Genomic DNA, 13,156 nt, shown 5'->3' with positions numbered 1-13,156 from the left:
ATTTACCCTCTTTTTTCTAGTTAGTTTCTGAAAGATACTAACTAGAAAAAGGAGGCCAGGCAACCACGGGGCGCCTAGAACGCACAAAATTCTATCAAAAACTGTCCAAGATATTGACTGAAATCCAAATTGTTAATATCAATTATAAGAGACACATATGGCACCTAAGCTACTATTCTTTGTAATGATTTATAAATTGGGCGATAAAAATTGGAATATTGAGTCAATGAAAATAGATTAACTCAAATTTTACTTTTACCTACTTTATCTAATTCCTTAAATTCATCTCTCATTCTGGATATTTCCTTATAATACAAAAGTATCTAGGTGTTTTCACTCACAGCTACTCACTACAATTAGCGTACAATTTAACGATTTACAGATTAAGGGTTTTCAACGAAACGCATCATCCCCAATGGTCTGAAAGCTATATACAGACAGCTAAAAAGCCTTGGAAACTGCTATTTCCAAGGCTTTCTTTATACTCTATTGTATCAATTAGCTTATTCTGATTTCTGTTGCTATCAATATTTTTGTCCTAAATTTTCTATGTTAACATCGTAAGTGTGTAACTTAATACATCGCTATTTCTCCAGATAAAAAGTTTTTTATAAACAGATTATGGGGGGGACGTTTATTCCCACTGACCCCTAGTATATGGAAACAACTCCATACCCTCTAGGGTTTATGGAAATAAATCACTCAAACATCAAGCTATCAAACCTACTCATTCAATCTTAACTCTCATTCTAATACTTCCCCCCATACGACAAAAAGCCTTGCAATCAAGGCTTTTCATTATCCCTTTCGTTCAAAGGTTTCTAGGCTTTTACGAGCAGAGAAACACACTCAACGTGGTGCGTCATCGGAAACAAATCCACCGGCTGAACTTCCTTCAACTTGTAGCCAAGTTCTTCGTAGTGTTTCACATCACGCGCCATGGTGGCAGAGTTACAGGAGATGTAGACGATGCGATCTGGTTGGACTTGGGCACTGCTTTCGATAAAGCTTGGGGTGAGGCCTTTTCGTGGTGGGTCAACAAAGATGACGGTTGGCTGGATTCCCTGTTCCACCCAGTTTTGCATGGCTGTTTCGGCTTGGTCGCAGACGTAGGTCACATTGTCGATGTGATTGCGTTGGGCATTTTTCTGGCTGTCTTCGACGGCTTTGGGGATGACTTCAACTCCGTAAACGTGCTCGACTTGTTTGGCTAGGGATAGTCCGATGGTTCCGATTCCGGAATAGGCATCGATAGCGATGTCATCGGCCTTGAGTTGTGCCATATCCATGGCAACTTGGTAGAGTTTTTCAGCCATTGGGGTGTTAACCTGGTAGAAGGATTGGGCGGAGATTTCAAACTCATTGCCCAACATCTGGTCTACAATCGTTTCCTTCCCATAGAGGAGGCGGAATTCTTTGCCCAGAATGGCATTGATCTTTTGGTCATTGATGTTCTGGAGGATTGAAACCAGATTTGGAAATTCCTTGGTCAGTTGCTCAATCAAGACTTCGATCCGGAAGACCTTGGGGCGAGTGGTGACCAAGACCAGCATCATTTGACCCGTATAATGGGCACGGCGCACCAAGATATTACGAATCAGCCCAGTCCCTTCTTTCTCATCATAAGGTTTTAAATCCAAGCGTCTCAAGAGATTTCGGGTCGCCAAGATTAGCGCATCGATTTCTTTTTCTTGAATGTAAAAATCTTCAATGGAAATCAAGTCATGAGAGTTTTTTCTGAAAAAACCGCTTTCCAGTTGTCCTTGGACCCGGCGAACAGGTACGGCAGCTTTATTGCGATAGGCTAGAGGGGAGTCTGCTGCTAGGGTTGGGGCAACTGCTACATGATCTAGTCCAGCAATCTTTTTCAGATTCTGCTTCACTTGGCCTTGCTTGAACAGCAATTGCTGACCATAATTTAGATGGCCCAGGTCAGCAATCCCAGTTCGAAGATAGGTCAAGTTGGTTTCCTGGTTTCGATGAGGTGAAACTTGTAGCCAATCCTCTACCTTACCGTAACCGATTTTCTTGTTGACCTTAAGGACTCGCATGCGAATGACTTCTCCAGGAAGGGCATTGTCTACAAAAAAGACACGACCGTCTACCTTGGCAATTCCCTGCCCTTCATGACTGAGATCTACAATTTCTACTTCTACAATTTGATTTTTTTCCAACGTTTTCTCCCATTAAGAAAGTGGAGCCTGGGGCTCCACTTTCTTATTCAGCAATCAAGGTTTCCAAACCAACCTTCATCATATCGGTGAAGGTGTTTTGGCGTTCTTCTGCGGTTGTATCTTCTTCAGGATTTACAAGACTATCTGAAATGGTCATAATTCCTAAAGCTTCAACATTGTGTTGTGCAGCCAGGTAATAGAGGGCTGCGGCTTCCATTTCAACGGCTTTGACTCCAAGTTTTCCAAGCTCAAGGTTTTCCTTGAAGAACTTAGAATAAAAGACATCAGAGGATAGAACACTTCCTACGTGGGTCGTCAAGCCCATGTCCTTGGCGATGTGGTAAGCCTTATCTAGCAAATTAAAGCTAGCAATTTGTGGGAAGTCATACATGGGCCAGTCGTTCCGAATAATGTTAGAGTTGGTTGCAGCTGCTTGAGCTAGAACCAATTCACGAACGTGAACATCTCCTGATAGGGAACCAGCAGTCCCCACACGGATTAACTTTTTAACCCCGTAATCAACAATCAATTCCCGCGCATAGATAGAAATGGAGGGCATTCCCATTCCAGTCCCCATCACACTGACACGATGACCTTTGTAAGTCCCAGTATAGCCAAACATATTACGGACTTGGTTAAAGAGGACAGCATCTTCTAAAAAGTTCTCTGCAATAAATTTGGCCCGAAGAGGATCCCCAGGAAGTAAGATTTTATCAGCAATTTCGCCTGCTTTGGCTTCAATATGGATTGACATGATTTCTCCTTTTAAAGGAGGTTGAGACCAGATTCTCAACCTTCCTATTTTAGTTCGTGAAGTAACTTTAACGCAGTGGTTGATTGATGTTCTCTTATCCAGAAACTCAAAGAGTCAATTCCTGACTCTTTGACCTCCGAAAATTCAATTTTACAGTTCTGCTAAAACAGCCTTGACAAAAGACTTGAAGTTTTCTTTGATGCGTTGGGTCACTTCCACCACTTCTTCATGGTTGAGTTCAGCTTGGAAGCCTGCAGCAAAGTTAGTAATGGCTGAAATCCCCAAAACTTTCATTCCTGAGTGGGCAGCTACGATGACTTCTGGAACGGTTGACATCCCAACGGCACTAGCTCCCATAGTTTGGTAGGCACGGATTTCGGCTGGTGTTTCATAGGTAGGGCCTGTAACTCCTAGATAGACACCTTCTTGAAGTTCAATGTCCAAGACCGCTGCTACCTTGCGAGCTCGAGAGCGGTAAGCTGCTGTATAAGCATCTGACATATCTGGGAAGCGTGGACCAAATTCTTCCAAGTTTTCCCCAATCAATGGGTTTTGACCGGTCATGTTAATGTGATCAGAAATCAGCATCAAGGAACCTGGGCCATACTCAATTCCTCCAGCCGCATTGGTTACAATGATCCCTGTTGCGCCAAGAGCTTTCATAACACGAACCGGGAAGGTCACGACTTCCATCGGATTTCCTTCATAGAAGTGGAAACGTCCTTGGAGAGCTAGCACCTTACGGCCTGCCAAATCCCCATAGACCAGCTTACCAGCATGTCCGACAACTGTGGACTGACCCCAGTTGGGAATTTCTGCATAGTCAACAACAATGGCATTTTCCACTTCTTCTGCCAATTCACCCAAGCCTGAACCCAGAATCAACCCAAATTCAGGGGCTGAGATTCCCTTGTCCTGTAGAAAAGCAGCTGTCTCTTTAATCTTATCCATCAATGTCATTCCCAGATTCTCCTTATTTTAATTGATCCAAAAAACTAGATCCAATCATGGATGGCTTCACGCCAAAGTTATCTGCAATAGTAGCGGCTACATCCGCAAAGTTCCCCACTTCAATGTGACCACTTCCTTCTAGGCTCTTACTGAAAAGCAGGAGAGGTACATATTCGCGAGTATGATCGGTTCCCACAAAGGTCGGATCATTGCCGTGGTCAGCGGTAATCATGAGAAGATCCTTATCCCCCATATTGGCAATAATTTCAGGAATACGCGCATCAAACTCTTGCAAGGAATCACGGTACCCTTCTGGATCACGACGATGACCAAAGAGGGCATCAAAGTCTACTAAGTTTGTGAAGGACAAACCTTTTGTAAATACAGGGTTCTTCAAGGTTTCAACCAACTGATCAACCCCGTGTTCATTGGATTGATTGTGCCCAACATCGTTGGAAATCCCAGAACCATTGAAAATATCATTAATTTTTCCAACTGCATAAGTTGGAACCCCAGCTTCTTTCAAGTTGTCCAATACGGTTGGAGAAAATGGAGAAACTGCGTAGTCATGCCGGTTGGCTGTCCGGGTAAAATGACCTGGTTCTCCTACATAAGGACGGGCAATAATCCGTCCCAAGAGAGTTGGGCGCTCAAGGGTAATCGAACGCGCATACTCACAAATGCGGTATAGTTCCTCCAATGGAATAATATCTTCATGAGCCGCAATCTGCAAAACAGGGTCCGCAGAAGTATAGACAATCAACTCACCCGTTTCCATCTGACGTGGTCCGAAATCATCAATCACAGCGGTTCCAGAATACGGTTTGTTTGCCTCACGAATAATCTTACGGCCTGAGAACTCTTCAATTTTTTGGAGCAAGTCCTCTGGGAAACCATCCCAGAAAGTATCAAACGGTTCAGTGATGTGCAAGCCCATCAATTCCCAGTGACCCGTCATGGTATCTTTTCCAAGGGATTGTTCTTCCAACTTGGTCACATAACCCGTTGGATTCTCAACAGCTGCTACCGTTTTCAAGGGTTCAGGACGTTGAATATTTCCCAAACCCATTTTTTCCATTTCAGGAACCTTGAGTCCAACCGTTTCTGAAATATGTCCGATGGTATCGGAACCTGTATCTGGTTCTCCGGCATTGAAGAAATTAGCAGCATCTGGTGCTTCGCCAATTCCCACAGAGTCCATGACAACCACATGAATACGATCAAATTTTGACATCTTGCTACTCCTCTTATTTTGTAATTTCACGAATACCATCTTGACCAGCAACCACCACACGCTGGACCATCTGGTTAAAGAGACCATGCTCTACAACACCCACCATCCGGTCTAGCTCCTCGGCCAAGGCCAAGGGATCCTCAATCTGCTCCAGATGCAAATCGATGATGTAGTTTTGCATATCCGTTACATAATAGTCCCCATCCACCATCCGGAAAGTCGGTTGGTAGCCCCGTTCTTTAAAGCGATGGAAGACCTGCTGGGCCCCATAGCGGACCACCTCAACAGGAAGCGGGAAGGCTCCTAGATGCTCAACCAACTTAGATTCATCGACTACCCAGATATACTCCTGGGTCGGCAAGGCTACCACCTTCTCCATCAAGAGGGCACCGCCACCACCCTTGATTCCATTGAGATCTGGATCCACTTCATCTGCTCCGTCTACTGTCACATCTACAGACAGGACTTGGTCAATGGTCTTCAGCGGAATCCCCAAACCTTCAGCCTGTTCAGCAGTCCGGTGCGACGTGGTCACCCCCACAATCTCCAGCCCTTCCTCCTGGACCCTCCGGCCCAGTTCTTGAACAAAATAATAGGCTGTTGACCCGGTCCCTAGACCAACGATCATGCCATTTTCGACATAACTAGCCGCGTGAATCCCCGCTTGCTCCTTTAACTTTTCCATAAAAACTCCTACAACTAAACGGATTTCAGAACAAGATCTGAAATGGGCGTGCCGACCTTGAGCGGAGATGGGAATCTCTTTTCAATTACCTCCATTATATCAAAAAAATCCCCCGCTTGGTATGGCAGGGGACGGAAGTCGCAATCGCTTCCAGCTATTTCAAAACACGGATCACCGTGGCTGAAAAAACTGGCAGGAGATCTGTAATCTTCTTAATACTGTAACCTTGATCTGCAAGGGCTTTAATCTCCTCCATCAGAATGATCGAAATTTGAGTCGTCTTTTGCATCAGCGGCCTTGTTGAAACGACAACCTTCTTGCAAGAACTGCATTGGTAACGCCGCTTCCTCAAGTATACTCTTTTAGTTTATCTTTTATTACTGTGTTAGCTCGTCTTGCCGTACTTCATTGAAACTTTCTTCAAAAGTTTTATCAACAAGCTCAAAATCTTCCTCAAGATTTTGAGCTGTCTGCGACTCGCTGCCTTGTACTAAAAGACTATAAGACTAGTATAGCTGGAGTTCTAGTCCATTTGAAGAGACCTTGTTATTGGGCGCTTACGTTTATTTTAGTGTACAGGGTTACTCCTCTTTTTTCCTGAGGAGTGCTGCACTGATTGCTGCTGAACTCACTCCAAGTAAGGCGAGGAGGCTAGTTTGCTCCCCTGTATTTGGAAGCTTGTCCTCACCTTCAGTTGCTTGTTCGATTGCTGAAGCTTGTTCCGGCATTGTTGCTGTCTTACTTGGATTTTCTTGGGTTGTAGGATTGTCTTTGGTCTGATCATCTTCTTTCAGTCTTGCAGTACCGACCACTACAATCCGTTTTTGACCAGTTTCGATTATTTCCGATACCAGAACGCTTTCAATCAACTGCCCATCTTTCCAGGTTTCCAGATAGCGACTGATTTTCTTGCCTGCTTGCCCTTCTTGGAGTACTTGTTTGTGGCTTTGAGGGAGTTTGGAATCATAGACGACCTCTTCCTCAACTGGTAACTGCTTTTCGAGCACCTTTTCTTTGGTTGTCGTTTGTTCTTGCTCTGCTTGGGCACGAAGCAAGAGGACGGTAGCTGTCAATGGAGCCAAGCTTAGACTAGTTTGACCAAGACTGACTCCTTGAAGGTTCGTCAGAGCCTGTGTACCTGCACGCGTACCATCAACAAGGACTTGCCCTTGTAAAAGGTCACGGGTTGCTTCGCTTAGGACAAAGGTACGCTCCTTGCTATCGGCGTTGACAAAGACCGCGTAACGATCACCGTTGCTGGCGACGGTCTGATAACCGATGACCAGGTCTTCGCTGTCAATGCCGTTTTGGCCTGGGATTGTCAATAGGGTCACATTCTTATCCACTTTTTCTTTTGTCCCTAAACGAAAGGCATCGCTGGACTTCCGCAAGGCAATGAGTCCCTTGGTGAATTCATGGGTACGGACATTATCTGGATAGAGCTTGGCATTGATCGCCTTGCTCCAGTCAAACTTATTCACAGCGTCCGATGAGTCATAAGAATCATGGATGAAATAAGGATAAGCGAAAGGACTACCACCTGCATTGGTCAGCAAATGGGCCTTATTGGGAACCTTCTCTTCTGATACCGGATAACGATAATCCGGATGGCGGAACTGCTTGGTGCGACCATACTCCTGCCCAGAATGGATGAAAGGTGTCCCTTGGGAAGTAAGCACAAGCAGATTGCCCAAGCGCTGCCGTTGATGAATTTCCGCCGCATTCTCCGCCTTGCTTGGATCCTTCTTAATGGATTGGGCGATAATATCAAAGAGGGTTAAGTTATCATGGGCCGCAATGTATTGAATAACATCCCCTGGATCGTCCACTAGGAAATTCCCCGGCTGAGCCTTGATATTGTTAAAGACAGACTCCAGATTCTTAGGTGCTCCTGTAATAAAGGCGGGTTGTCCTTCATTTGGATAGCCGGACTTGAGCGTGTTCCGAATCTCATCCGAGAAGACCGCCACTGTGTCGGTTGAACTCATCCAATCCTGATCCGCTGCCTTAACCGGCTGATTGGTGTCGCCTGTAAAGGTTCGCCAACCTTCTCCAAGCATGATGACATTTGGATTGAGTTTTTTAGCTTCCGCAAAGGCTAGCTCAATCGCCTCAGCATCATGGTCCCCCATCATATCAAAACGGAAACCATCAACCTTATATTCATCCACCAAATACTTAATGGAATCCACCAAAACCCGACGACTCATGTGGTGGGTAGTTCCCAAACGTCCCCCGCCAAAACTCGATTTAGCCGTCCCATCACTCTCCATAAAGTGGTAATAATTGGGCTCCAAATCCTCAAAGAGGAAGGTTTTGGCCGTATGGTTATAGACGACATCTAAGATAACCCCCATGCCTTGCTTATGAATTTCATGAACCAAATTCTTGAATTCTTGAATCCGCTTCATCGGATCACTCGGATTTGTGGAGTACATCCCACCAAGGGCAAAGTAGGACTGTGGATCATAACCCCAGTTGTAGTTACTATTGGATGACGCATACTCTGCCAAGCGCTCCCCATTCTTCAACTCATTAACAAAGTAATAGCTCATGACTGGCAAGAGTTGAATATGCGTTACACCCAATTCCTTTAGATAAGCCAACCGTTCCGCAAAAGCCGCAAAGGTTCCAAATTGATGGGATAATTCCCCAGCAATCGCTGGATCAGAAGTGAAGTCTCGAACATGGGCCTCATAAATCACAGCGTCTTCCCTTTGCTTGAAGTTGGGAATAGACGCGAAACTCAAGCCCGTTGGCCCAGCCTCACTCGGATCCACAATGGCCGCCTTAGCAACCCGATTGGCCGAACCTTGATCCGCCAACTCACTATTCCAAGCAGCTAAGGATTTGGCATACGGATCCAGTACCAAGACCGTTTCACCTTGGCGCGTGATTTGATAATGATAGAAGTATCCCCGATAATCTTCGATTCCCAATCCGGAAGAAAGATTTAATTGAAGATCCCACTGCCCCCTATCTCCTCTGGTTAAGGGCAGCGTGCCAACTACCCGATTAGGGTCACGTTTGTCATACAAGACTAGATCCACCTGCTCCGCACTAGGAGACCACAAGGTTAAATCAACCACCCGCCCCTGTTCAGAAACACGAGCACCTAGCTCACCTTGGTAGCCATACAGCTGATCCTTGAGCTGCCAGCCCATCTTAGTTGGGAAGGTATCATTTCCATACTTGAGCGTATAACCCGCTCCCTCTGCAGAAAAATCACCTAAAAGCTGAACCTTCTTACTCTCAGAATCCAGAATCAAGTCACGAATCACTACAGACTTGGAGTCCTTATCTACAACAGATAGTTTTTCCAATAAATCTTCCTTGCTGACGCCATCCAAAGTTGTGAATGTTGCTTCCAAGGAATCGAGACGATTATGGGCAGCCCCTAACACTCGAACATCATTGATGTAATATGGATTGGTATAAATCGTCGCATCATCATCCTTGAGGAAAATCTGCGTATGATTCTTCAAATCAGAGAAATTGTAATCCTTAGGCTGAATCTTCACCGCATCCCCAGATTGGCTCTCATCCAATAACAGAAAACCAACTGAATTTGCCAACTCTGTCAGCTTCACATCTCGATAAACACCATACTGACCCCGATGCTCAAAATCCACACCATCCGGCCAATCACCCATCTGAACATCTGCAACATCACCCCAAAGCCAAAGACTCTTCTGATCATAATTACCATCCATCCGGAAATAGTTAATCCGGAGATAGCCCTCCTGCAAAGGCTTATACAGACTCAGCTTAAAGTTCTGATCAAACCACGCCTGGTTCATATCCGAACTGATCCGCTCAATCGTCTTGTCCCCAGTTAAATTTTCACCAGCAGTATTATTAATCAACAAACTAATCTTTTTAGCCCGCTCCCCCTTCATCCGGACATCCATGTAATACCCGTAGTCATCACGACCAGCCAGCGCAAAACTCGTAGCCCCCGTAGGCCAGCTCCCCTTATCAGACGACGGCACCTCCACATCATCCCAGGACCACAAACCTAAACTGTCCAGATTATCTGAAGGCAGCTCTTTAAAATGAACACGAAAGCTCCCCTCCTCAATCGGGACACTCTTGCCTTCACCCAAAACAGGAACATCTGCAACCTCCGACCTCTGAGCCTGAGAATCTGGCATCTCAGCAGATTTCTCAGGCACCGGATTGTCAATCAATACTGACTCTTCCACAACCGGCTCAGCCTGGTAAACAGCCGGAGCCTCACCTTCCTTGTTCTCTACTCCCTGATCCTGCACTACAGGCTCAGACTCTGTGACCTCATCCGCAGCCACCTGACCACCCATGAAGATCATTGCAATCCCAACAGACGCAATCCCTGTTGAGAATTTCCGAATGGAGAAAATCTCCTGCGCATTCAACTTCTTCATAAATTCCTCCTAAGGATGTATTTCTGATACTATTGTAAGCGTTTTAGAGATGGATTGCAAACGATTTCTTGGAAGAGATAGAAAATCGCATTCCTGGGAAAGGAATGCGAGAGGGAAATATCGAAAGATGGCTAAAACAAGGTCAGTCTCACCGAGACGTTGCTCGACTTCTTGGAAAAGCGCATCAAACATTTTTAAGCAGCATTACTCAAGCTTCCTGACGAATCAATTTATAAAACTCATTATTATCAAAATAAAATACTAAAGATTGATTATCATCTCTTATACTAAAAGTTCCAATTACTTTGTCATCAGCATTTAAAACATGTCCTTTATCGGTAAGTCTCATAAAATCATTTTTTAAGAAAATAGCATAGCCTGACATACTTGAAATAAACTCAGTATTATAAGTCACCTTATTGCCATCAATAGTCAATATAAATAAAGGAGAAGTTCTACTACCAACCTTCCATTTGCCATTAATCTGACTCAAATATTCTGACACCCCTAAGTATTTCTGCACTCTCTTTTTTAACAAACACATATATATAAGATATGCAGCAAGAGTAATGATGGACGCTATAATAAATCTGTAAGCTCCGGTTAACATCACTTGATTAAATTTTTCAATAGGTTTTAGTAATATTGGACAATTAGTAGGAACACTAATAAAGTTGCTTAAAATATAATTAAGTAAAATTATATAATAAAGTCCAACTTTAATCTGCGTTAACAAGATCATCGAAGTCCCCTTAATCCTTACATCTACTAAATGTTCAAGTGACTCTGGAGTTAGAAGAAAGGCCATTAATGAAATAAATACCGAAATTTGAGTTGAGTATTCTGGACTTAGAAACGTAAAAATCAAAAAAAACACAAAGAAGGTACAAAAAAATAGTAATTCTGACATTACCTCAGAATCATCTTTATTCATTAGTCTCCAATCTTCATAAAAAGATAACAAAACCACACTAATACAAAATATTATTATATTGATAATATCAGTGCTATCCATTGAGGTACCTAATATCAATAGAATCAATATCATTAAAAGCAACTCTAAAAAAATAAATGTAATAAAATATAAAGCAAGAAAAGAATTCCTTAATTTAGTTTTGTTTGTTTCTTTTTGGTGACAGTAAATTAAAAATTTAGAAATAACAAAAACTGACACAAAGACAATTAATTCAAACCAATTATCCATCATTTTATTCATACAAAAACGAAAAAATAATGTAACCAGGATTAAAGAAATAATAAATAAAGTATGAAAATACTTTCTAAGTTCACAGGTTGATTTAATCATTATGATAATAACTCCAATCTTTCTTATTTCTTGGTAATTAATAAATTATCACCGCATTCTCGATCGTCTATTGCATATCGATAGAGGATATATAACTTGATCATTGACCGAGAGCTCACTACGATGTGAAATCAGATCAATAACTTAATTAAGAGAATACGAGTAATTACTCAAAACCTTAGATGATAAATTTGGCCTATTGTATGTATAGCCTATTGAAAAGGTATTTTCAAGTCTGAAACAAGCCGCGATTGAGATTTTAAGATGCAGGAATCTCTCCGCTTTAAAATTTAAAGGAGAGACAATCCTAATAACTTGTTCCTTATTGCATCACCAAAGCCAGGTAAAGAATTGTTTCTGTCTAAAATATTCACTTGCTTAAGCTTAACTCAGCTAACACAACGGATACCTTATAATTTTTTCAATTTCTCTTTGTCAATCTGAAAAGCAAATCTTTCTCTCTCATCATTAATATTAACAACAAAGATCCTCTCCTTAACACTATCCCCTACTTGACTCGGTTCCACATTTGTATTCCTTAAAAATTTGTCCCTAACTTGTTCTTTTTCAGATTGTGTATCATTAATTGCATAATTATATATAATGAGTTCAGATTTTTCCTCATTAAGATTTTTCATTATACGTTTCCACCAGTACGCATCTGTTTCACCTATAGAGTGACCGAAAACAACAAATAGATCCGCAGCAGAAAGATAGTTCTCGTAATATTTTTCATTTTCAGCCCAGTAAGGTTTTAAGAAAGGTTTGGCAAAATCTGGTACCGCCTTGCTTCCATATGTAACCTCAGTAATACTTTCATCAACTTGTTGAATATTGTCAAATCCAAATAACATGGATCTTGGAGTATGTTGAAATCCATGCGGATGAAAAATTCTAGTTTTGATTTTAGTAAATACTGGATCTTTTCGATTCTCTCTTCTAGGCTTTTGAAAATGAAAATTATTTTCAGAGTTTATATATACGCGAGGATCAAAGTTAAATTTATCTAATGTAATATAGTTATCAAACAATGCAGTGTAATTAAAATTTAAGAATGTATAATCAATTTCAATATGATGATTAATTTTTTCCCTACACTTCATGCTTTCCCTTTCTTCTGGTGTCAAGTCTTGTAAAAAATAACCTAATGTGCTTAAAGGGAGACTTTCCCTGAAACCATTTGACAGGTTATGATCTACCTCTTTACTTAAATCATTTACAGCTTCTAGTATGTCAGTTGAGACAATTGTATTTAAAAAATCAGAGAAATAAAACTGAAGACGTGACAAAGCTTCGTTGTAATGAGCTACATTAATACCTGGTCCAGCCATTTCAAACTCCTCTTTTAACATTAAGCCCAATACTGATTCAAAATCAGACCAACCCTTAACACCATTATTTCTCTTTTCCGACATCCTCCTAACAATAATGTTTGATTCAATTTCTTTAGAATATTTCCAGTTAATAAAATTGAAAAAATCACGATAGGAAGTATTAACCGGCTTATTCAAATAGTTAAACACCTGAATATCAAATCCATTTCCGATTAAATAAACAATTCTTAAAGTATTATTCATTCTCTACCCCAACAAAATTTATTCTAGTGATTTACCAACCAATCAATCAAAAAAACACATTTCTTAACTAAA

Annotated in this window: 9 protein-coding genes; all 9 read right to left on the bottom strand. The window is 42.1% G+C overall.

Going from position 1 to position 13,156, the window contains the following annotated elements:
* Positions 1 to 821: 821 nt before the first annotated feature.
* Positions 822 to 2,174, bottom strand: coding sequence for a 23S rRNA (uracil(1939)-C(5))-methyltransferase RlmD (gene rlmD, locus JEQ21_RS06445; RefSeq protein WP_199364601.1), 1,353 nt, complete (start codon positions 2,172 to 2,174; stop codon positions 822 to 824).
* A 43-nt stretch (positions 2,175 to 2,217) separates the two neighbouring features.
* Positions 2,218 to 2,928: a purine-nucleoside phosphorylase gene (gene deoD, locus JEQ21_RS06440; RefSeq protein ID WP_199364600.1), complete on the bottom strand. Its 711-nt coding sequence runs from the start codon at positions 2,926 to 2,928 to the stop codon at positions 2,218 to 2,220.
* 150 nt (positions 2,929 to 3,078) lie between these two features.
* Complete coding sequence (locus JEQ21_RS06435) at positions 3,079 to 3,888, bottom strand: purine-nucleoside phosphorylase (protein WP_196091928.1); 810 nt, start codon at positions 3,886 to 3,888, stop codon at positions 3,079 to 3,081.
* 13 nt (positions 3,889 to 3,901) lie between these two features.
* Entirely contained in the window at positions 3,902 to 5,113 is a 1,212-nt protein-coding gene (locus JEQ21_RS06430) for a phosphopentomutase (protein WP_199364599.1), read from the bottom strand.
* A gap of 13 nt (positions 5,114 to 5,126) precedes the next feature.
* Positions 5,127 to 5,798 carry a ribose-5-phosphate isomerase RpiA gene (gene rpiA, locus JEQ21_RS06425; protein WP_196091926.1) on the bottom strand — a complete coding sequence of 224 codons (672 nt, stop codon included), beginning with the start codon at positions 5,796 to 5,798 and terminating at the stop codon, positions 5,127 to 5,129.
* 154 nt (positions 5,799 to 5,952) lie between these two features.
* On the bottom strand, positions 5,953 to 6,087 hold the full coding sequence (locus tag JEQ21_RS10115; RefSeq protein ID WP_267904632.1) for a hypothetical protein: 135 nt from the start codon (positions 6,085 to 6,087) through the stop codon (positions 5,953 to 5,955).
* Between the two features lie 292 nt (positions 6,088 to 6,379).
* Positions 6,380 to 10,201, bottom strand: coding sequence for a pullulanase (locus JEQ21_RS06420; protein WP_199364598.1), 3,822 nt, complete (start codon positions 10,199 to 10,201; stop codon positions 6,380 to 6,382).
* A 208-nt stretch (positions 10,202 to 10,409) separates the two neighbouring features.
* Entirely contained in the window at positions 10,410 to 11,507 is a 1,098-nt protein-coding gene (locus tag JEQ21_RS06410; protein WP_199364596.1) for a hypothetical protein, read from the bottom strand.
* Positions 11,508 to 11,917: 410 nt separating this feature from the next.
* On the bottom strand, positions 11,918 to 13,084 hold the full coding sequence (locus JEQ21_RS06405) for an AbiH family protein (RefSeq protein WP_199364595.1): 1,167 nt from the start codon (positions 13,082 to 13,084) through the stop codon (positions 11,918 to 11,920).
* Between the last annotated feature and the right edge of the window lie 72 nt (positions 13,085 to 13,156).

Origin of the sequence: Streptococcus sp. 121 (assembly GCF_016458205.1) — a bacterium.
Taxonomy (GTDB): domain Bacteria; phylum Bacillota; class Bacilli; order Lactobacillales; family Streptococcaceae; genus Streptococcus.
The sequence above is the reverse complement of the archived record's forward strand: the minus strand, read 5'-3'. Positions and strand labels throughout refer to the sequence as shown.